Annotated in this window: 15 protein-coding genes and 3 pseudogenes; 8 read left to right on the forward strand and 10 right to left on the reverse strand. The window is 69.6% G+C overall.

From position 1 onward, the window contains the following. Positions 1 to 324: 324 nt before the first annotated feature. From xylB to ACWD04_RS10000, 6 genes and pseudogenes are all read left to right on the forward strand, one after another. Positions 325 to 1,812, forward strand: coding sequence for a xylulokinase (gene xylB, locus ACWD04_RS09975; protein WP_451130022.1), 1,488 nt, complete (start codon positions 325 to 327; stop codon positions 1,810 to 1,812). Positions 1,813 to 1,881: 69 nt separating this feature from the next. Beyond that, entirely contained in the window at positions 1,882 to 3,159 is a 1,278-nt protein-coding gene (locus ACWD04_RS09980; protein WP_451130024.1) for a VWA domain-containing protein, read from the forward strand. Next, on the forward strand, positions 3,159 to 3,983 hold the full coding sequence (locus ACWD04_RS09985; protein WP_451130026.1) for a hypothetical protein: 825 nt from the start codon (positions 3,159 to 3,161) through the stop codon (positions 3,981 to 3,983). Before ACWD04_RS09980 ends, ACWD04_RS09985 begins: the two co-directional genes overlap by 1 nt. A gap of 167 nt (positions 3,984 to 4,150) precedes the next feature. After that, positions 4,151 to 4,486, forward strand: a pseudogene (locus ACWD04_RS09990) (cytochrome P450); the annotation flags it as partial. Between the two features lie 97 nt (positions 4,487 to 4,583). Further along, complete coding sequence (locus ACWD04_RS09995) at positions 4,584 to 6,476, forward strand: ABC transporter ATP-binding protein (protein WP_451130028.1); 1,893 nt, start codon at positions 4,584 to 4,586, stop codon at positions 6,474 to 6,476. A 534-nt stretch (positions 6,477 to 7,010) separates the two neighbouring features. Continuing rightward, positions 7,011 to 7,152: pseudogene (locus ACWD04_RS10000) on the forward strand (low temperature requirement protein A); the annotation flags it as partial. A 449-nt stretch (positions 7,153 to 7,601) separates the two neighbouring features. On the opposite strand, the gene ACWD04_RS10005 reads toward ACWD04_RS10000, so the two are convergent. Both ACWD04_RS10005 and ACWD04_RS10010 read right to left on the reverse strand, forming a co-directional pair. Continuing rightward, positions 7,602 to 8,501 (reverse strand): radical SAM protein, encoded by a 900-nt coding sequence (locus tag ACWD04_RS10005; RefSeq protein ID WP_451130030.1) that lies wholly within the window; start codon positions 8,499 to 8,501, stop codon positions 7,602 to 7,604. A 349-nt stretch (positions 8,502 to 8,850) separates the two neighbouring features. Further along, a complete protein-coding gene (locus ACWD04_RS10010) occupies positions 8,851 to 9,048 on the reverse strand; it encodes a hypothetical protein (RefSeq protein ID WP_451130032.1) in 198 nt (65 codons plus the stop codon). A 75-nt stretch (positions 9,049 to 9,123) separates the two neighbouring features. Here ACWD04_RS10010 and ACWD04_RS10015 point away from each other — a divergent pair, with 75 nt between their 5' ends. Next, positions 9,124 to 10,335 carry a helix-turn-helix transcriptional regulator gene (locus tag ACWD04_RS10015; RefSeq protein WP_451130034.1) on the forward strand — a complete coding sequence of 404 codons (1,212 nt, stop codon included), beginning with the start codon at positions 9,124 to 9,126 and terminating at the stop codon, positions 10,333 to 10,335. Between the two features lie 566 nt (positions 10,336 to 10,901). After that, a pseudogene (locus ACWD04_RS10020) lies at positions 10,902 to 11,024 on the forward strand (IS982 family transposase); the annotation flags it as partial. A gap of 81 nt (positions 11,025 to 11,105) precedes the next feature. On the opposite strand, the gene ACWD04_RS10025 reads toward ACWD04_RS10020, so the two are convergent. The 8 genes from ACWD04_RS10025 to ACWD04_RS10060 form a co-directional block, all read right to left on the reverse strand. Further along, positions 11,106 to 12,107, reverse strand: a complete 1,002-nt coding sequence (locus ACWD04_RS10025) for an ABC transporter substrate-binding protein (protein WP_451130036.1) — start codon at positions 12,105 to 12,107, stop codon at positions 11,106 to 11,108. Between the two features lies 1 nt (position 12,108). Further along, positions 12,109 to 14,091, reverse strand: coding sequence for an ABC transporter permease (locus tag ACWD04_RS10030; RefSeq protein WP_451130037.1), 1,983 nt, complete (start codon positions 14,089 to 14,091; stop codon positions 12,109 to 12,111). Further along, the gene (locus ACWD04_RS10035; RefSeq protein ID WP_451130039.1) at positions 14,091 to 15,143 is read right to left on the reverse strand and encodes a quaternary amine ABC transporter ATP-binding protein; all 1,053 of its coding nucleotides are present in this window, start codon (positions 15,141 to 15,143) and stop codon (positions 14,091 to 14,093) included. Before ACWD04_RS10035 ends, ACWD04_RS10030 begins: the two co-directional genes overlap by 1 nt. After that, entirely contained in the window at positions 15,140 to 16,711 is a 1,572-nt protein-coding gene (locus ACWD04_RS10040) for a GMC family oxidoreductase (RefSeq protein ID WP_451130041.1), read from the reverse strand. The genes ACWD04_RS10035 and ACWD04_RS10040 overlap by 4 nt, the downstream gene beginning before the upstream one ends. 73 nt (positions 16,712 to 16,784) lie before the next feature. Next, positions 16,785 to 18,317 carry an aldehyde dehydrogenase family protein gene (locus tag ACWD04_RS10045; RefSeq protein ID WP_451130043.1) on the reverse strand — a complete coding sequence of 511 codons (1,533 nt, stop codon included), beginning with the start codon at positions 18,315 to 18,317 and terminating at the stop codon, positions 16,785 to 16,787. A 546-nt stretch (positions 18,318 to 18,863) separates the two neighbouring features. Beyond that, the gene (locus tag ACWD04_RS10050; RefSeq protein ID WP_451130045.1) at positions 18,864 to 19,700 is read right to left on the reverse strand and encodes an amino acid ABC transporter ATP-binding protein; all 837 of its coding nucleotides are present in this window, start codon (positions 19,698 to 19,700) and stop codon (positions 18,864 to 18,866) included. 5 nt (positions 19,701 to 19,705) lie between these two features. Further along, positions 19,706 to 20,491, reverse strand: a complete 786-nt coding sequence (locus ACWD04_RS10055; protein WP_451130047.1) for an amino acid ABC transporter permease — start codon at positions 20,489 to 20,491, stop codon at positions 19,706 to 19,708. A gap of 14 nt (positions 20,492 to 20,505) precedes the next feature. After that, complete coding sequence (locus ACWD04_RS10060; protein WP_451130049.1) at positions 20,506 to 21,312, reverse strand: ABC transporter substrate-binding protein; 807 nt, start codon at positions 21,310 to 21,312, stop codon at positions 20,506 to 20,508. Positions 21,313 to 21,566: the final 254 nt, after the last annotated feature.

Consider the following 21,566-nt stretch of genomic DNA (forward strand, 5'->3'; position numbering starts at 1 on the left):
GCGGGACGCGTCGCGTCACCGAACGGGTCGTTGCCACGCCAGCCCACGGTCCAGAGACCGAAGGTGAACCTGTCCGCGGGGGTGGGAGTGAAGCGTTCCGTCATGATGTGTCCGCCTTCGCCTGCCTCGGGTCCGGAGCCGTCGTCAGTACCCCGGACCTATTTGTTCACTGACATGATTAATTATGCACGCAGCACCGTGCGGACGTAAACCCCCAGAGGAGGAAACGAGGGCCGCCTCTGTTCCGGACGCCGTGGATCACGTAATTTGTTTGTCGCACTCCCAAAACCGCATCACCGGAAACCGCACGAGAAGAGGTAGCCCATGCCGCCGCGTACCGTCGTCATCGGCGTGGACAGCTCCACCCAGTCCACCAAGGCTGCGATCACCGACACCGAGACCGGTGAGCTGCTCGCCGTCGGCCGCGCCCCCCATGTCGTCACGGGTGAGGGCGGGGCGCGCGAGACCGACCCCGAGATCTGGTGGCGGGCGCTGCGCGACGCCGTCGCGGCCGGACTCAAGGAGTCCGGACTCTCCGCGTCCTCCGTCACGGGCATCGCCGTCGCGGGACAGCAGCACGGTCTCGTGACCCTCGACCGGTCCGGCCGTCCGCTGCGCCCCGCACTCCTGTGGAACGACACGCGCTCCGCGCCACAGGCCGCGGCGCTCGTCGCCGAGCTGGGCGGACCGGAGGCCTGGACCGCGCGTACCGGCACGGTGCCCGTCGCTTCCATGACCGCGACGAAGTGGCGGTGGCTGCGCGAGAACGACCCGGTGAACGCCGAGGCGACGGCCGCCGTGCGGCTGCCCCACGACTTCCTGACGGAGCGGCTCGCGGGCGTCGCGGCGACGGACCCGGGCGACGCGTCGGGCACCTGCTGGTACTCCACCGCGACGGGCGCGTACGACGTGGAGCTCCTGGACCGCCTCGGCCTGGACCTCTCCATGCTGCCGGAGGTCGCCGCCACGGGCGGGACCCGGATCGGCTCCCTGACCGAGGCCGCAGCCGAGGCGCTCGGCCTGCCGGCCGGGATCGCCGTCGCGGCCGGCACCGGGGACAACATGAGCGCCGCGGTGGGCCTCGGCCTGGGCGGCGCGGGACTGCTGGACCATCCCGTGCTGAGCCTGGGCACGTCGGGCACCGTCTTCGCCGCCTCCCGGGCCCGGCCCGCCTCCACGGCCCTCTCGGGGTTCGCCGCCGCCGACGGTACGTACCTCCCGCTGGCCTGCACCCTCAACTGCACGCTGGCCGTCGACAAGGTGGCCACCCTACTGGGCCTGCACCGCGACGACGCGACACCCGGCGGCGAGGCCGTCCTCCTTCCGTACCTGGACGGCGAACGCACCCCGGACCTGCCCACCTCGTCCGGCCTTCTCACCGGCCTGCGGCACGACACCACACCGCAGCAGCTGCTGGGCGCGGCGTACGAGGGCGCGGCCTTCACCGTGCTGCGGGCGCTCGACGAGCTGCTGCGGGCGTGCGGCCTCGACCCGGCCGACCCCGAGGTCGCCGGCCGGCCGCTGCGGCTGATCGGCGGCGGCGCCCAGGGCCGCACCTGGGTGGAGACCGTGCGCCGGCTCTCCGGCCGGCCCCTGATCGTGCCGGGCAGCGGGGAACTGGTCGCGCTCGGCGCGGCCGCGCTGGCCGCTTCCGCAGCGGGCGGCGGCGACCCGGTCGCCATCGCGACCCGCTGGAACGCGAAGGCGCAGGAAGCCGACGCCGAACTCCCGCCGGCGAAACGGGACACCGAGACCTGGGAGCGCGTCGGTTCGGTGCTGGACCGGGCGGCGGAGCCATTGCTCGGCGGATGAGGCAGGGCTCAGGAACCGTGTCCGGCGCACGTGTTGGGAATGACAGTGGATCTTCCATAAGATCCGGCGATGATCATAAGAGAACGGCTGACGGCCGGGGTGGGCGTCCTGCTCGCCACCCTGGCCGCCGGGCTGGGCACCGCCCTTCCGGCCGCCGCCGAGGAACCCCCCACCGCCGCATCGCCCAAGGTCGAACTGGTCCTTGACGTCAGCGGCTCCATGCGCACCCGCGACATCGACGGGGAGTCCCGTATATCCGCCGCCAAGCAGGCGTTCAACGACGTCCTGGACTCGGTGCCCGAGGAGGTGGAGCTCGGCATCCGTACGCTCGGTGCCGACTACCCGGGCGACGACCGGAAGGTCGGCTGCAAGGACACCAGACAGCTCTACCCGGTCGGCCCGCTCGACCGCACCGAGGCCAAGACCGCCGTCGCCACCCTGGCGCCGACCGGCTGGACACCGATCGGACCCGCCCTGCTCGGCGCTGCCGACGACCTCGAGGGCGGGGACGCCACCCGGCGGATCGTCCTGATCACCGACGGCGAGGACACCTGCGGCCCGCTCGACCCGTGCGAGGTCGCGCGCGACATCGCCGCCCGGGGCATCCACCTGGTCATCGACACGCTGGGCCTGGTGCCGAACGCCAAGATCCGGCAGCAGCTGACCTGTATCGCCGAGGCCACCGGCGGCACCTACACGGCGGTCCAGCACACCGATGAACTCTCCGGCCGGGTCAAGCAGCTGGTGGACCGGGCCGCCGAGCCCGTCATCACCCCCGTGGCGACCGAGGGTGCGGGCGACTGCTCTGCGGCCCCCGAACTGAAGGCCGGGCTCTACACGGACCGCCAGGAGATCGGCAAGCACCGCTGGTACCGGGTGGACGTCCTGCCCGGCGAGGAACTGCGCGCCTCGGCGAGTGTGGCGGCCGACCGCGCCGTGCACAACGACTACGGGGTCCTGCTGCGCGCCGTGACCGCGCACGGCCGTGAGATCGTCCGTGGGGCGGAGTCCGGCACGGGGCGTACGGACGCCATCTCCGCCGGGCTGCGCTACCCGAAGCCCGCACGGGACGACACCGACGGCGATGTGAAGCCCGCCGCCGAGACCGTGTGCCTCCAGCTCAGCAACTCCTTCTCCGCACCTGCGTCCGTGAAGACCACTCCCGGCATGCCCGTCGAGCTGACCATCGACCTGGTGGACGCTCCCGACGAGGCCGCCGACGCCGCCGCGTTCGGCCTGGGCCGCGGCTGGTGGCTGCTCGGCGTCATGGCGCTGACCGGACTGATCGCGGGGCTGCTGTTCGGCTGGATCTCGCGCTGGCGCGTCGCCGTATGGAGGACCAACTGATGCGTACCACCCGCAGGAACAGCCTGAGGCGCGGATGCGTGGGCGCATCGCTGGCCGCCGTCACCCTGCTCACCTCGGGGGGCTCCGCCGTCGCCGACTCCCCGTCCGCGAGCGCGAGCCCGGCGGAGGGCGAGACTGCGGGACCGACGGAGGCCGGCACCACGTTCCGCACCGCCACGGCGATTCAGCAGGAACAGACGGCGACCGCGGACGCGTCCTCAGGCGACTATCTGTACTGGACCTTCCCCGCCGACGCCGGACAACGGCCCACCGTCCGCGCGAAGGTGAGTCTGCCGGAGGACGCCACCTGGCACGGTGCGTCGACCTGGCAGGTCGACGTGTACGACGGGCTCCGCCGTCGGCAGGCCTGCGTGTACGGCCACCAGACCAGGAAGGCGGATCCGGACGCGGGCACCGTCGAGCTGTCCTGTGTGCTGCGTACGGTGCGCGCCTGGTCCGAGCCGTGGGCGTCCGACCCGCTGCCCGGCAGCTACTACGTACGCCTGACGGTGGTCGGCCTGGCCGAGGAGGACCTGGGCCTGCCGGTCCACGTCGAGACCGAGGTCACCGCGGCCGGCCAGGGCGGTGCCCACGACGTGGACGGCGCTCTCGCCGAGCCCCTGGTGCCGGGCGTGGCCGCCGCCTCGGCACCGAGCGGTACCTCGGTCGGCAGCGAGCCCGAGGACGGCTGGTCCTCCGGCTGGTGGACCGACCGCTGGCTGTGGACCGCCGGCGGTGGCGTGCTCGCCGCGCTGGCTGGGATGTTCGGCTACGGCCTCACCCGCGGCGGCGGCCGCCCGTCACGGGTGCCGCCGGGGGCCTGACCGCGAAACACACCGCCTGAGGGCCGCAGGCCACCGCCGGCGGCCCTCAGGCATGCCGGGACCCGGCACCGCGAACCCGCCTCGAGCGTACGGCTGGCCGGCCGGCGTCAGGCTCTGCAACTCACGTACTGCGCACGGCAGATGACGGGAGTTCCCTGTGTCGCAGCCGCTGTCGGGCATCGCCTTCCGACGCGGTGATCGACGCGGAGATGGGGCGTGTGGTGGCCCGCCACCACGACGGGGACGGAGAGCGCCCCGACCTGCTGAGCCGACTGCTCACCGCGGTGGACGAGACCGGGGCGCACCTCTCCGACAAGGAGATCCGGCGGCGGCCCCCGGGTCTGCCTCGGTACGCGCTTCGCGATGGTCGAGGCGGTGCTGATCCTCGCCGTCCTGGCGCGCCGGTTCCATCTGGAGGTGGACCCGGGCAGGGTTTCAGCCCCGTGCCGACACTGACCCCGCAGCCGGACCGGGAGATCACGGCTACCGTACGGGCGCGCTGAACGCGCCGACGGGTGGAGCGGCCCCGGAACAGTTGACCTCAAGGTTACTTGAGGTCCTAGCGTGCTGTGCATACCGACCGACTCCGGAGGCACGAGCATGGACATGGAAGTCACCGCGTGGCATTCGCTGCACAGCACGATGAACGCGGAGAAGGACCGCAGGCCCTTCTCCCGGGCCACGCTGCACCGCATCGCGGCGTTCGCCCGGCCGCACCGGGGCAGGATCCTCCGCTTCCTGCTCCTCAGCGTGGTCACCGCCCTGCTGGCGGTGGCCACCCCGATGCTGGCGGGGCGGGTCGTCGACGCGATCGTGCAGGGCCGGGATGCCGGCACGATCACCAGGATCGCCCTGCTCATCGCCCTGATCGCCGTGGCCGAGGCGGGGCTCGGGCTCCTCACCCGGTGGCTCTCCGCCACCCTCGGCGAAGGGCTGATCCTGGATCTGCGTACCGCCGTGTTCGACCACGTCCAACGGATGCCCGTCGCCTTCTTCACCCGTACCAGGACCGGCGCTCTGGTCAGCCGTCTCAACAACGATGTGATCGGAGCCCAGCGGGCATTCAGCAACACCCTGTCGGGCGTCGTCTCCAATCTCGTCACCCTGCTGCTGACCCTGGCCGTGATGCTCACCATCTCCTGGCAGATCACGTTGTCGGCCCTGGTGCTGCTGCCGGTGTTCGTCGTCCCCGCCCGCCGGATGGGCTCCCGGATGGCAGGGCTCCAGCGGGAGGCCGCCGCTCACAACGCCACCATGGGCACCCAGATGACCGAACGCTTCTCGGCGCCCGGCGCGACACTCATCAAGCTCTTCGGGCGCCCCGCCGACGAGTCCGCCGCCTTCGCCGCCCGCGCGGGCCGGGTGCGTGATATCGGCGTCCGCACGGCGATGCTCCAGTCCACCTTCATCACGGCGCTCACCCTTGTTTCGGCGCTGGCTCTCGCCCTCGTCTACGGGCTCGGCGGCTACTACGCCCTGCGCGGCAGCCTGGAGCCCGGGGCCGTCGTCGCCCTGGCCCTGCTCCTCACCCGGCTCTACGCCCCGCTGACGGCACTGGCCGGCGCCCGGGTCGAGGTGATGAGCGCCCTGGTCAGCTTCGAGCGGGTCTTCGAAATCCTCGACCTCCAGCCCCTGATCGCCGAGAAGCCCGACGCCCGCCGGGTGCCGGACGGACCGGTGTCCGTGGAGTTCGACGGGGTCTCCTTCGGCTACCCCTCCGCCGACAAGGTCTCCCTCGCCTCACTCGAAGAGGTCGCCACACTCGACTCGGGAGGCGGCACACAGGTGCTGCACGACGTGTCCTTCACGGCGGAGCCCGGCCGGATGGTCGCGCTCGTGGGATCGTCCGGAGCCGGAAAGTCGACGATCGCGCAACTCCTCCCCCGGCTGTACGACACCGACACCGGCGCCGTGCGGCTGAACGGCGTCGACGTACGCGACCTGACGGCAGAGTCGATCCGGGAGACGCTCGGCATGGTCACCCAGGACGGGCACCTCTTCCACGAGTCGGTACGCGCCAATCTGCTGCTCGCCCGGCCGGAGTCCACCGAGGAGGAGATCTGGGACGCGCTGCGCCGCTCCCGCCTGGACGGTCTGGTGGCGTCGCTGCCCGAGGGACTGGACACGGTGGTGGGCGAGCGCGGTTACCGGCTCTCCGGCGGCGAACGCCAGCGTCTCACCATCGCACGGCTGCTGCTGGCCCGTCAGCGGGTGGTGATCCTGGACGAGGCGACCGCCCACCTGGACTCCACCTCGGAGGCGGCCGTCCAGGAGGCCTTGACCGAGGCTCTGGCGGGCCGTACGGCAGTCGTGATCGCCCACCGGCTGTCGACGGTGCGGGCGGCGGACCTGATCCTGGTGGTCGAGGACGGCAGGGTCGTCGAACGGGGCACCCACGACGAGCTGCTGGCCGCAGGAGGAAGGTACGAGGAACTGCACCGCATCCAGTTCGAGCGCCCGGGAACCGAGGGCGCGGCCCGGCCCGTCCGCTGACCGGCGGACGCGCGGGCCCGTCCGTGCCCACCGGTGGGCACGGACGGGCCCGCGGTCGTACATCACCGCGTGTAAGTCCTCCGCCCCCACCCCGCCGAGAAATGAAGCACGGTGTCTGCGCGGTGCACAGAGGCTCTGCGTGCGCGCCGTCGACCGGGGCGCGTCGGGCCTGTGCCCGAGGGGGTGGCACATCGGCGACGACTTCTTCGGGAACGTGAACCTGGGTGGTCCGCCCCATCACGGACGAGACCTCGCCACACGTACTGCCGGACGTTAGCCGCACCGGCGTCTCCCGTCGCGGCAACGGCGTTTGGGCGTGAGCCGGTTACCCACAGGCGCGGCGGCGGTGCCGCACCGAACCGGGCGAGGCGGCCGGTCCGCGTTGCGTGTTTTCGGGGCCCGCTCGTAACGTGACACGTGTCCGTCGAGCCGACCGACCCGGCCGAGGCCTGCACAGTCGGCCTCGGCAGGCCCGGCCGCCCTCGGGACCGCCCGGGCCGCAACAGCCCCTCCCGCCGCTGAAACCGGGTACGAATGAGTCAGTCACACTCCGCCTTCGGCGCATGGATCCGGCCGATAGCCGCCCGCCATGCCGGCGACCGCGCTCGAGCTGTTCTTCGACCTGTGCTTCGTCACCACCGTCGCCCAGGCGTCGGTCGCCTTCGAGCACGAGCTCGGGGAGTGATGAACAGCGCAAGAGACCCCGCCCATGTGCCACGGGGGCAGCACACGAACGGGGTCGGTCGGCTGTAGTGGCCGGTCAGTGCGGCGCGGAGGTAGACGCTCGCAGATCAGAGAGACGGCGCTGATACATCGGGCCGATTGCGTGCGCGCCCCTGGCCTCACTCGGGGTGGCCTGCTCGATGAGGTGATGGGACACAGCCTTGAGATGAGCGGCCCAAGCAATCACGTGCTGTTGCGCTGACCGCCCACATTGCTGCGGTTCACCAGGAAGGCACAGCGGGAGTTCGGGCCCAAGCTTGTTGGCTGCGTGCCGAACGTACCGGGCGATGGAGAGCCACTCGTCCTCGGACCGCCGAATGGCATTCCCTTGGTCCTCCCACCCCCACGGGCCAAAGTCGTCCCCGTGATCGTCCATACGTACGCTCCCTGGTATTCAGTGGGCTAGGCCGGTGCAGCGATGGTAGCGCCGCTGTCTGCTTCCTTGGGGTCACAGTGGCCGACCGAGGGAACGCACGGACCACAGGGGCCGCACATAGGGAGGAATTGCGGAGGCGTGCACGACTGAACACCATCGCCGTGCACAGCTGCGATATCGGCCGCAACGTCGGCCATCTGAGTGCCGCCCCAGATATCAGAGATCGGCTTGTCCAGCACATTGCCGAGGGTCAGGAACCGGCCGAGAACGCACGGCCACACATCGCCGGTCGGACCGATGGCACATTTCTCGTGAGCGCAGTGCCCGCACAGATCAGCGATGGTCGGCGTGGAACCCTGACTTGCTCGACCGAATGCGCGTGTTCGGTCTCCGCCGACTGTCCCTACGCCGAGCGTCGCGAGATCCTGCGCCGCTTCCTGCACGCGCTGCCCGTTCCTCACGGCGACGACTCCACCCCGCAGTGGGATACCGAGCCAGAGCGCCCTTTGCACATTGGCGCGAGTCTTCCTGTGGGAGCCCCGGAGTTGCGTCACTTGGTCGTGCTCCTCGGCGCTGTCCGAGTAGTACGACGTGGCGAGCTTGACGCCATAGCCGGTGAACACGTCCCAGAGTTCCGGGCGGATGTGGGTCATGTTCGAGAACACCTCGACGCCGAGCCCACGGCCGTGCGCGTGCCTGATCAGCGCGGGCAGGTCCGGGTAAAGCGTCGGCTCTCCCCCGATGAACTGAACGTCCAGCGTTCCCATGTCCGCCAGTTGATCAATCACGTTCATCCAGTCCCGCATGGTCATGGTTCCGTGCGTTCCCTTGGGCCCGCTGTCCGCGTAGCAGTGATCACAGAACTCATTGCAGAGTCCCGTCAACTCCAGCCACGCGAATAGGAGTCGGTTTGCCGCAGCGCTCATAGCCAATCTCCTTGCAACCGTTGATGTTTGATTCCCCGGCCGAATGCATCAGGCAGGGGCGGGAGTTCATAACCGGCCGGTTGCGGCCAGCACAGGCAGCGCAGTACAGAGCGCCGCGACAACGAACACGAACACCGACCAACCAAAACGGCGAACTAGCTTCATTCGGCGGCTCGGCGCTTGCATCGCTTGCATTCCGGGAACGGGCACGGCGGATATTTCGGGCCCGGTAGGTAGACAACGCCGGACACGACATCGACCGCGCCGCCGTATTCCGTCCACCAACCCTCGGGACTCCCCGCGTACGGAGTACCCGCGAAAGGGTCGGCCGGTTCTTCCGCCGTGATCATCAGTGCCCCTCGGGATGCCGTCGCAAGTAGACGTTGCAGTCGGTCACGGTCATCACGTCCCCGCCCGTCCGGGCACGGTCGCGAACGTTCGCCAGCTCTGCGCATCCCGCGCATCCCTCTACCGGGGTCGGCTCCAGTTCGCCTAAGCGCATCGGGAGTTCAACGGTCCCTGTGCTGTACCTCGTCGGCTCGGTCATGCGGAACAGCGTCGGACCGGAATGGATCTCCGACTAGCGGCCCCCTGTAGGCCAACTGTCGGCCAGAATGGGGGCATGGGGAACAGCGTCGGGGCCAACATCAAGCAGCAGCGCGAACGGCTCGGATGGAGCCAAGCGCGACTAGCACGGGAAGTCTGCCGAGCCGCTGGCATTGCCGGTGAGCCGGTGGGCCGTCAAGAGGTCAGCCGATGGGAGACAGGGAAACGCACCCCGCGCGAATGGCTACCCTTCCTCACTGCGGCGCTGGCCGTTCCCGTCAATGCACTCAGAGAGCCACAGGCGCCCGCTCAACCGCCTTTGCCGACGCTGGCCGACTTCCTCCCCACCGAGGACCCACTAGAGCCGCTGAGCGCCCGCACAGGGGGCCGACTCGGAATGGGTCAGGTGGACGACTTGCAACAGCGGGTGCACGGCCTACGGCTCGCTGATGACTTCCTGGCCGGTGGGGATCTCATGCGGCCCGCATTAAGAGAACTCCGAACGGCCGTTCGAATGTATCGAGAACACAGCTATTCGGAACTGACGGCCCGTCAGCTTTTTGTTCAAATCGGAGAGTTGGCACAGATCGCGGGATGGATTGCCAGCGACGCCGGTCAGCATGAGGAAGCCGAGCGCATCTACCGGCTAGGGCTCAGCGCGGCGACACAGGCCGAGGACCGGACGCTAGCCGGGAATCTCGCCGGATCACTGGCCTACCAATTCAGCAACAGAGGTCGGACAGTTGAAGGACTAGAGCTTTCCCGCGCCGCTCTGGACGGGGCCGGGTCGGACGCTCCCCCGAAAGCCCGCGCGCTGTACCTCGACCGGGTGGCATGGGCGGCCACAAAAGCAGGAGGAACCGAGAACGCGCAGCACGCAATGCGGACCCTCGGCGAAGCGAGCGAGGCGCTGAGTACAGACAGCGAGGGAACCGAATCACCGGCGTACCTGTATTGGGTGGACGCCGGAGAACTGCAAGTCATGGAATCCCGCGTCTACACAGAACTGCGCCGACCGCTCCGCGCTGTTCCATTGCTGCGGGATGTGCTCGACCGATACGACGCGACGCACACGCGGGAACTCGCGCTCTATCTGTCATGGCTGGCCGTTGCCTACGCCGATGCCAACGAACCCGAGGAAGCGGCCGCGACTGCGGAACGGGTGCTCACGCTGTCAGCAGATGTGGCCAGCGAGCGGACAGCGGAACGGGTGCGGGTGGTCCTGGCCCGCCTCGCTGAGTATGCCGACGTACCCGAGGTGAGGGCCGTTCTGAACTCTGTGGCCTAAGAATCTTAGGGGCGAAAATCCCCTGGTATTGCTGGACTGCCCCTACCCAAGACCCCCACAACGGCTGGATACCCCGCCTTTCTTTCGAAGGTGCCCTAGAAGCGCAAGAAACCCCCGACGTCCGAACCCACAGTGGGGCCGGTCATCGGGGGTCATGACCACACCTGAACGTTCAGGTGTGGTCACCTCATGCCGCAGTTCCTCGGGTGGCCACCGACACGTACGCGGCCAGGCAACCGAGGGGCTGCGTCCGGGGCGGGCTGGACGGTTAGCAGCGAGCGGGGAAAGCGCGATGCCACCTTGCTGGGCGGTGCTGGATCATTCGAGGGTTGCCAGCCGTTCGGGCCGAGGACTACGCGGGTCGGCTCCAATGACGTCACCTCCGGCCGTAAGCGTTGTATAGGTCCATCAGCGCACTGAATTGATTCGGCTCATTCATACGATCAACGGCCGCGAGACGGGCAAACTGTTAAGCGCGAGAGGAAGAAAAGCGGGATTACATCGGGGCCCCGCAATTGTGTTACCCAACCGGTACCGGCCAGCCGAAAAGTCGAGAATTCGTGCGCCGGGCCATCGAAGGCGTCGCCGTCCGCGTCGCCCAGCGCATCCTCGCGATGGCTGCCGCGATCTCGCACAACCACAAGACCGGCCAGCCCGTCATACGATCCTTGATCGCTTATGACCACTGATCACATCGGAATGACTCGTCCAGGTGAAACGCAGCTCCGCCGCGGCGGCTGAGGCGAGGCGGAGGGAGCCCCCGGCTCAGGTCACCGGTCCAGCCACTTCTTCCAGGTGTCCGGGTGCTTCTCGATCCAGCGTTCTGCCGCCTCGTCGGGCGACAGCCGATCGGACGCGATCATCTTGGACACCTCGTTCTGGTCCTTCTCCGACCAGGTGAACTTCTTCAGGAAGGCCGCCGCGTCCCCGCCACGCTTCGAGAAGTCCGCGTTGAGGTACTTCTGGAGCGGGGTCGTCGGGTACGCGCAGTCGATGTCCGCCGGGTCCTTGGCCGCGCAGGCGTCGGAATACTCCGGGAGCTTCACCTCGACCATCGGCACCTCGTTGAACAGCCACTGCGGCTGGTACCAGTAGCTGAGGAAGGGCTTCTTCTCCTTGGCGAACTGCTGCATCTGGGTGATCTGCGCGGCCTCGGATCCGGCGAAGACGACCTTGTAGTCCAGGCCCAGATTCTTCACCAGCGCCTTGTCGTTGGTGACGTAGGACGGCGAACCGTCCATCAGCTGGCCCTTGTCACCGCTCTCCGCGGTGCGCAGTTCGTCGGCGTACTTGTCGAGGTTCTTCCAGTCGGTGACGTCGGGGTGCTCGTCCGCCCAGTACTTCGGTACGTACCAGCCGATGTGGCCCGTGACTCCGAGGTCGCCGCCTGGGACGATGGTCTTCTTGTCCTCGACGTACAGCTGCTCCTGGTCGGGGTGGCCCCAGTCCTCCAGGATGGCGTCCACCCGGCCCTGGCTGAGGGCGTCCCAGGCGGGCACCTCGTCCGTCTGGACGAGGTCGACGCGGTAGCCCAGCTCGTCCTGCAGGATCTTCTGCGCGACGGCCACGTTCGCCTGCGCGCCGACCCAGGACTGGACGGAGAGCGTGACGGTCTTGATGTCGGCGGGAGCGGCGAACGGGGAGGCCTGCTTGGTCATGTCCGCCGCGCCGCAGCCTGTGGCAGCCAGCAGGGCCGCTGAAGAGGCGACGATCGCGGACGTACGGAGACGGGCGCGGGTACGGGTACGGGTACGGGTACGGGTGCGAGCCATGTCAGCTCTCCTTCCGCTGGCGGCGGGCGGTGGGCTGGGTGACCCGGTCCAGCATCAGCCCCAGGCAGACGATGGCGGCACCCGCGACGAGGCCGGTGGCCAGGTCGCCCTGGGCGAGGCCGAACACGACCTCGTAGCCGAGTGCGCCGGAGCCGACGAGGCCGCCGATGATGACGACCGCGAGGACCAGGACGACACCCTGGTTGACGGCCAGCAGCAGCGCGGGCCTCGCCAACGGGATCTGGACCTGCCGCAACTGCTGGCCGCTGGTGGCACCGAGTGAGCGGGCGCACTCCATCGCGGCCGGGTCGACGCCCCGCAGGCCCTGGGTCGTGATGCGGACGACGGCGGGAAGCGCGTAGACGACCGCTGCCGCGGCGGCCGGGGCGCGGCCTACGCCGAAGAGGGCGACGACCGGGATGAGGTAGACGAACTGCGGCATGGTCTGGAAAACGTCCAGGACGGGGCGCAGGAGCCGTTCGAGGCGTCGGCTGCGCGCGGCGCCGATGGCGACGGCGAAGCCCAGGACCAGGGTGACCGCGACAGCGGCGATGACCTGGCTGAGGGTGTCCATCGACAGGTCCCAGACGCCGAGGACCCCGATGGCGGCCATGGCCAGCACGGCGGTGAGCGCGGTGCGCCAGGTGCCGATCGTCCAGGCGAGGGCGGCGACGATCAGCAGGACGGACCACCAGGGCAGGCCCTGCAGTCCGCTGCGGAGCGGGTTGAGGATCCAGTTGGTGAAGTGGGCGGCCCAGTCGGCGGTTCCGCCGAGGACGGGGATGCCGGTGTAGAGGTGGTCGACCATCCAGTCCTTGGCCGTGTTGACCGGCCCCGCGATGGCGACGACGTTGCCCTCGGGCCAGATTCGGCCACCCGTGAAGCGGCCCACCGCGGCGACGGCCGCGGCGATCAGGGCGGCGAGTCCCCAGCCGCGCAGCCCGCGCAGGGCAGCGGGCCCGGTGGGCTCCGTGCCGATCCTCCGGCCGGCCGCCTCGGTCGTACGGTCCAGGACGACGGCCAGCAGCACGATGGGGATGCCCGCGGCGAGTGCGGCGCCGACGTCGACGGAGGAGAGCGCCTGATAGACGCGGTCGCCTAGGCCGCCGGCGCCGATGACGGACGCGATGACGGCCATGGACAGGGCCATCATGATGGTCTGGTTGAGGCCGAGGAGCAGCTCCTTGCGGGCCAGTGGCAGCCGGGCGCTCAGGAGGCGCTGGCGGCCGGTCGCGCCGAGCGAGGCGACGGCTTCCATGACGCCCGCGTCGGCGCCGCGCAGTCCGAGTGCGGTGAGCCGGGCCATCGGCGGAGCCGCGTAGACGACCGTCGCGAGGACCGCGCCGGGCACGCCGATGCCGAAGACCAGGACGACGGGCAGCAGATAGGCGAAGGCAGGCAGCACCTGCATGGTGTCCAGGACGGGGCGCAGGACACGGAACGTACGGTCCGAGAGGCCGGCGGCGAGCCCGAGGAGCAGGCCCAGCGCCACGGAGGCGAGGACCGCGACGGTCATCAGGGCGAGGGTCTGCATGGTCGGCACCCACATGCCGAGCAGACCGCAGACGAGGAAGGACACTCCGGTGGTCAGCGCGAGGCGCCATCCGGCCGTGCGCCAGGCGACGAGCGCGGCGACGGCGGTGACACCGGCCCAGCCGAGGGCGAGGAGCGCGAGGTAGACGCCACGCACCGACAGGACTACGGCGTTGCTGATGTGGCCGAAGAAGTAGAGGAACAGCGGGTGGCTGTCGCGGTTGTTGATGATCCAGTCGTTGACCTCACCGAGCGGTCCGCCCAGGTCGACCGTCAGGGCGCCGGGCCAGACTCCGCCGCCCCAGCGGGCATGTGCGAAGGGCACGGCGACGGCGGCGATGATCAGCAGCGCCACGGTTTTGCCGAGTACGGGACGTTTTCGCAGGACGGCCAGCGGGCCGCTCCCCGGGGGTCCGGCGGCGGTACGGGTGGCGGCTTGGGCGGTGGCCATCAGACGGTCACCTCACGGGCTCCCGAGCCCGCGACGACGTCGAGCAGACATGCGTGGTCGACGACTCCGAGCAGCCTGCCGCCCTCCATCACCCGTGCGACGGGGTCACCGGAGCGGGAGACGGCCTCGATGGCCTCGGAGACGGTGGCCCCGGGGCGGACGGCCGGGCCGTGCTCGCTCTCGCCGGCGGTCGGCGGACGCATGGCGGTGGCGACGGTGAGGACCTGTTCGCGCGGGACGTCCCGGACGAATTCGCGTACGTAGTCGTCGGCGGGTGAGCCGACGATCTCCTCGGGGGTACCGAGCTGGACGATCCCGCCGTCGCGCATCAGCGCGATGCGGGTGCCCAGGCGGAGCGCCTCGCTGAGGTCGTGGGTGATGAAGACCATGGTGCGGCCCTCCTCGCGGTGCAGCCGGACGACCTCGTCCTGCATCTCACGCCGGATCAGCGGGTCGAGCGCGCTGAACGGTTCGTCGAAGAGGAGGACGGACGGGTCGACGGCGAGTGCGCGGGCCAGCCCCACGCGCTGCTGCTGGCCACCGGAGAGCTGGGCGGGTCGACGGTCCTCGAGGCCCGCGAGGCCGACCTTCTCGACCAGTTCGGCGGCCTTGGCGCGCCGTTCGGTCCTGCCGAGGCCCTGGATCTCCAGACCGTAGGCGACGTTGTCGAGGACCGTGCGGTGCGGCAGCAGGCCGAAGTGCTGGAAGACCATCGCGGCGCGGTGGCGGCGCAGTTCACGCAGCCGGGTGGCGTCCATGCCCAGGACGTCCTCGCCGTCGATGGCGAGGGTGCCGCTCGTGGGCTCGATGAGCCGGGTCAGACAGCGTACGAGGGTGGACTTGCCGGAGCCCGACAGACCCATGACGACGAAGACTTCGCCCTTTTCGACGTCGAAGGAGACGTCGCGCACGGCGGCGGTGCAGCCGGTGCGCTCGCGCAGCGCGGTGGGGCTCAGGGCGGCGTGTTCGCTGCCGGGGATGCGGTCGGCCTTGGGCCCGAACACCTTCCAGAGGTTCCGGACGCTGAACACAGGGGTACTGGCTTCGCTCATCGGACATCGCCTCCGGTGGTCGGGGTCGCTCGGAGCAGCTCGGCGCACTTCTCGCCCACCATCAGCACGCCGATCATGGGGTTCACGGCGGGCATGGTCGGGAAGACGGACGCGTCGGCGATCCGGATGCCCTCCAGGCCCTGGATGCGCAGCTGCGGGTCGACGACGGCCGCCGGGTCGCCCACGGACCCGATGCGGCAGGTCCCGGCCGGGTGGTAGACGGTGTGCGCGACCTTGCGGGCGTACTCGCTGATGTCCTCGTCGGACGTGACCTCGGGACCGGGGCAGACCTCGCGCTTGAGCCAGTGGGCCAGCGGTTCGCTCTTCGCTATCTCGCGGGCGAGCTTGATGCCGTCGACCAGGGTGCGGCCGTCGTAGTCGTCCTCGTCGGTGAAGTAGCGGAAGTCCAGGGCGGGCTTGACCTCGGGGTCGGCGCTGGTGAGGTAGAGGCGGCCGCGGCTGCGCGGCTTGGGGATGTTCGGGGTCATCGACACACCGTGTTCGGGCTTCTCGTAGCCGAGGCGCTCCGGGTTGTCGGTGAAGGGGATCTGGTAGAAGTGGAACATCAGGTCCGGACCCCGGGAATCGGGGTCCCGGCGTACGAAGAGGCCCGCGTCGGAATCCATCGCTGAGTTCTCCGGGATCGGCCCGTCGGTCTCCCAGACGATGACCGACTCGGGGTGGTCGAGCAGGTTCTCGCCGACGCCCGGGGCGTCATGGATCACAGGGATGCCGAGCGCGGTGAGATCCTTCGCCGGTCCGACACCGGAGTGCATCAGCAGCCGCGGGGTGTCGACCGCGCCCGCGCAGACAATGACTTCTCGGGCGGCGCGCAGCAGCACCTGCTCGCCGTCCTTGGTGCGTACGTGTACCCCGGTGGCCCGGTTGCCGTCGAACTCCAGGCGGTACGCCCACGTCTCCAGCAGGATCGAGAGGTTGGGGCGGTCACCGGCCTCGATGTGCGGGTGGAGGTAGGCGACGGACGCGGAGGAGCGCTTGTTGTTCTCCGGGTGGTAGGCCAGGTCGAAGAAGCCGGCGCCCTCGTGGAAGGGCTTCCTGTTGAAGCTGTCCACGCGCGGGACTCCGGCCGCCGCCTGAGCGGCGTCGACGAAGTCGCGGGCGATGGCGTTCCGGTCCTTCTCGTCGACGGGCACGATGTTGTTGCGCAGCCGTCCGAAGTAGGGGTCCATCGCGGCGGCGTCCCAGCCGTCGGCTCCGGCCTCGGCCCACTCGTCCCAGTCGCCGGGCAGCGGCTTGAAGCTGATCAGTGTGTTGTGCGAGGAGCATCCGCCGAGGACGCGGGCGCGGCTGTGCCGGATGTGGGAGTTGCCGCGGGGCTGTTCGGTGGTGGGGTAGTCGTAGTCGAGGTCGCCGCCGAGGAGGCCGAGCCAGCGTCGGAGGGTGAGGACGTCCTCACGGTCGATGTCGGTCGGGCCGCCCTCGATGACGGTCACGGTGACATCGGGGTCCTCGGTCAGCCGGGAGGCGATGACCGAGCCGGCGGTACCGCCTCCGACGATCACGTAGTCCACGGGCTCAGGGCGTGCGGTGCTGGGGGACGGGGGCATCGGTCACTGCTCCTTCTGCAAGGTGCTTGCGTGTGCGTGGTGCGGCGAACAGGTGGGGGAGGGCCGTTTCCGGTCAGCCCGCGAACCAGCGCTGGGGGCGCGGGTTCAGGTTCTGATAGATGTGCTTGGACTCGCGGTACTCGGCGAGGCCGGTGGGGCCGAGCTCCCGGCCCGTGCCGGACTTCCCGAAGCCGCCCCACTCGGCCTGCGGGAGGTAGGGGTGGTAGTCGTTGATCCAGACGGTGCCGTGCCGCAGCCGTCCCGCGACGCGCCGGGCGCGGCCCGCGTCGGTGGTCCACACGGCGCCCGCGAGGCCGTAGTCCGTGTCGTTGGCCAGGGTGACGGCTTCTTCCTCGGTGCGGAAGGTCTCGACGGTGAGGATCGGGCCGAAGGTCTCCTCGCGGACCACCTTCATCTCCCGGTGGCAGCCGTCCAGGACGGTCGGCCGGTAGAAGTAGCCGCTCGCGGGCCGGATGTCCGAGGGCCCGGGACGGGCGCCGCCGGAGCGGACGACCGCCCCCTCCTCGCGGGCCGACGCGACGTACGCCTCGACCTTGGCGAGCTGCTGCGCGGAGACGAGCGGACCGCACTCGACTCCGTCCACGGTGCCCCGGCCGAGCCGGATCGCGTCGGCGCGGCGGGCGAGTTCGGTGACGAAGCGGTCGCGGACGGACTCCTCGATGATGAGGCGGGCTCCGGCCGAGCAGACCTGGCCGCTGTGGAAGAACGCGGCGTTCAGCGCCTGGTCGACGGCCGTGTCGAAACCTTCGTCGGTGGCGCACGCGTCGGCGAACACGACGTTGGGGTTCTTGCCGCCCAGCTCCAGGGCTACCTTCTTGACGGTGGGCGCGGCGGCCTGGGCGACCTTCGTGCCACTGGCGAGCCCGCCGGTGAAGGAGACCAGGTCGACGTCCGGGTGTTCTGAGAGCCGGGCGCCGACGGGGTCACCGGCGCCGGTGACGAGGTTGGCGGCGCCGTCGGGCAGTCCGGCCTCGGCGAGCAGCCGCATCAGGTGGACGGTGGAGAGCGGGGTGACCTCGCTGGGCTTGAGCACGAAGGTGTTGCCGGCGGCGAGGGCCGGGGCGATCTTCCAACTGGCTTGGAGCAGCGGGTAGTTCCAAGGCGCGATCAGCGCGCAGACGCCGACCGGCTCGTGCACCACGACGCTGTGCACCTCGGGGTCGCCCGCGTCGACGACGCGGCCGCCGCTCTCGTTCATGACGAGGTCGGCGAAGTAGCGGAAGGCGTTGGTGACGTCGTCGACATCGACGCGGCCCTCCTCCAGGGTCTTGCCGGTGTCGCGGCTCTCGGTGATCGCGATCTCCTCGCGGTCCCGCTGGAGGAGTCCGGCCACCCTGCGCAACAGCTCGGCACGCTCGGCGACGGGCCGGTGGGGCCAGGGGCCGTCATCGAAGGCACGGCGTGCGGCGGCCACGGCCGCGTCCGTGTCATCGGTGCCGGCCTCGGAGACGAGGGCGAGCACGGTGGCGTCGGCGGGGTCGAGGACCTCGCGCGTCGCGCCTGACGTGGCCGCGCACCAGGCGCCGTCGATGTGGAGGGTGTCCAGGGCTGCGGGGGGATGAGCCGACGAGTGGGGAGCCGACATGAGTGATCTGCCTTCCGTGCCTGATTGCCCCGCACCGGTCCGGCCGAGCATCTGCGCGCCGGTGGTCCGGGTCCGGCACCAGCGGTCTGGGCCCCTCCCCGATTCGGCGAGATGTATTCCGAGATATTCACTCTGGGTGATGTGACTCACTTACGGCGTCCGGCGACCCGGAGGCTGCCGATGACGAAGCCACGGGGGTGTCCGTGCCGGCCGGTTCGTGCCCGGAAGGGATACCCCGAGGGCTTCGCGTCGCGCATGTCGGCACGCGCGCTGCACGCGGCAACGGCGTGACCGGACCCGGTGGGCGGCGTCGGCGATTCACGGGCGGGGACGGTTCGGCTTCGGGGCAGACGGAGCTAGCGGCACGGGAGGCGCGGGGCCTGGACGATCAGCGACAGCAGCCGGAGCACGACGGGCTGTGGCCGCTGGTGGCCGGGCGGCTTTCGTGGAGTCCGCCGCACAGTGCTGACCACGCACGAACGACGGACGTCCCGCCACGACCCACCCAGCCCCAGGTACGCGTCACCGGTCACCCCGGCAGCACGGCTACACCGGGTCCGACCGCTCCCCCGCCCCGTCGGCGGCCGCCTCCGTCAGGTCCGCGGTGGCCGGGGTCAACAGGCGTGCGAGGAAGGACCGGGTCCGGGCGTGACCGGGCGCGCCGATCACCCGCTCCGGGGTCCCCTCCTCCACGATGACCCCGCCGTCCATGAAGACGACGCGGTCCGCGACCTCCTTGGCGAAACTCATCTCATGGGTGACGACGAGCATCGTCATCCCGTCGTCGGCCAGTGAGCGCATCACGGCCAGGACGTCCCCCACCAATTCCGGGTCGAGCGCGGAGGTGGGCTCGTCGAAGAGCATCAGTTCCGGATCCATGGCAAGAGCCCGCGCGATGGCCACCCGCTGCTGCTGGCCGCCGGACAACTGTGCAGGGTAGGCGGATTCCTTGCCGGTAAGGCCCACCCGGGCGAGACGTTCGCGAGCGATCCGCGCCGCCTCCGCCTTGTCGCGCCCGAGCACTCGACGCTGGGGGAGCGTCAGGTTTTCCAAGGCCGTGAGGTGCGGGAAAAGGTTGAACGACTGGAAGACCATGCCGATCCGCCGGCGCACCTTGTCAATGTCCACATCCGGGTCGGTGACTTCGGCGCCGGCCACCGTGACCGTCCCGGAGGTGGGCTCCTCCAACAGGTTCACGCAACGCAGCAGTGTGGACTTGCCCGAACCGGACGGGCCGATGACACACACCACCTCGCCCCGGGCGACCGAGAAGTCGATGCCCGCGAGCACCTCCAGCGTGCCGAACGACTTGCGCAGGCCCCGCACGTCGATCGCCGGCCCGCTCACCGCCGCTGCGCCGTCTGCCGTCGAAACCGCCTTCACCGCGGTCACCTCGCCTTCGCGGTACGCGCTTCGAGCCGCCGGACCAGGTGGCCGAGCGGCAGAGTGATGATCAGATAGCACAGGCCGGCGATGAGGATCGGAGTCAGGCTGCGATTCTGGTTCAGGGCGTCCCGGCCGAACTTGGCCAGTTCGTACTGGCTGAGCGACAGCCCCAGCAAGTACACCAGGGATGAGTCCTTGGTCAGCAGGATCAGTTCGTTGGTGAGCGGCGGGAGAACGATGCGCAGGGCCTGCGGGATGATGATGGACACCATGGCCCGGGTCTGCGACATTCCCAGCGAACGCGCCGCCTCCATCTGCCCCTTCGGGACCGCCTGAATTCCCGCCCGTATCGTCTCCGCCATATAAGCTGCGCCGACCAGGCCGAGCGCCAGCATCACGGTCACATACTGGTTGAGCGCCACCTGGAAGGCGAGCGGTACGCCGAACCCGAGGGCGATGAAGACCAGCAGTGCGGGAACGCCGCGGAAGAATTCGATGTACGCAACGGCCAGCCAGCGGTACGGCGGGACGCGCGACAGTCTCATCAGTGCGAGCAGAAGCCCCGCGACCAGCCCGAACCCGAAGCCGAGCAGTGTGTAGACCACGGTGTTGAGCAGGGCGGTGGTGATGATGTCGGGGAACTGCGCCTTGGCGACTTCGACATCGAAGAACGCCCGTCGGATCTCACCCCAGTCGGCAGCCAGGGCGACTACGAGCAGTACGGTGGCGAGGACAGCGTACTGAACGCCCCGGATGGCGCGGGTCCGCTGTCTGCGGGATATGGACATCGGTAGCGGTTTCCTCACTTCTTGGGAGCGGCGGGGAACCACTTCTTGTAGATCCGGTCATAACTGCCATCGGATTTGGCGCTGGTGATCACCGTGTCGATCTCCTTGCGCAGGGCGTCGTTCCCGGTGCGCACCCCGATGCCGTACTCCTCCCCCGTGTCGAACTCGGCGGTGACCTGGGTGTCCGGATTCTTCCGCACGTATTCGAAGAGCACGCCGTTGTCGTTCACCGCGGCATCGACCTGTCCGGTCTTCACGGCTGTGAGCAGCAGAGCCAAGTCCTCGAACTGCACGGTCGTCACGCCCGGGGCATTCTTCTGCGCGTACGTCTCTCCCGTGGTGCCCTGCTGGACCCCGAGCTTCTTTCCCTTGAGGCCGGCCAGCGAGGTGAAGGAGACCCCCTTCTTGGCGATCAGGGCCTGGGTGGCGTCGAAGTAGCCGACGGAGAAGTCCAGGTTCTTCGCGCGCACCGGCGTGATGGTCATGCCCGCCGCGGCCAGATCGCACTTGCGGGTATTGAGGTCCTCGCCGCTCTGAATGCCTTCGAAGGGTGTGTCCACGATCTCCTGGGTGACCTTGAGTTTCTTGGCGACCAGATCCACGAGGTCCACGTCGAAGCCGACGACGGCGTCGTCCTTGCGGACCTGGAAGGGTTCATACGGCAGGTGGGTGCAGGTGGTGAGCTTGCCGGACTTCACCAACTCCAGTTCGGTTCCGCCGGACGCGGAGGGCTTGGTGCTGGTGCAGCCCGTGAGCACGGCGACGGCGGTGAGGGTGGCGGTGGCGGTGGCTACAACAGGCAGCACGGAACGAGCGGACACTACGTCTCCAGGATTCGGCCGGTCAACGGCTTCACTTCGTCGATGAGTTGGAGTGATCTTGCCATCGGATGCGCCGGATGTCGCCTGCCGGGTTCCGTGACGCCCGGGAACCACGGACACAGGAACGCGTCAGGCGCCCACCGGTACGCGCCCGGACGAGGTCCGTATGTGGTCGCGCGGCGGCACAGGTCCGCCGGCGCAAGGACGGCGACCCGGACATGCTGATCGTGGCGCACGCCGGGGATGCGACGTGC

It is taken from the genome of Streptomyces sp. NPDC002911 (assembly GCF_053591835.1).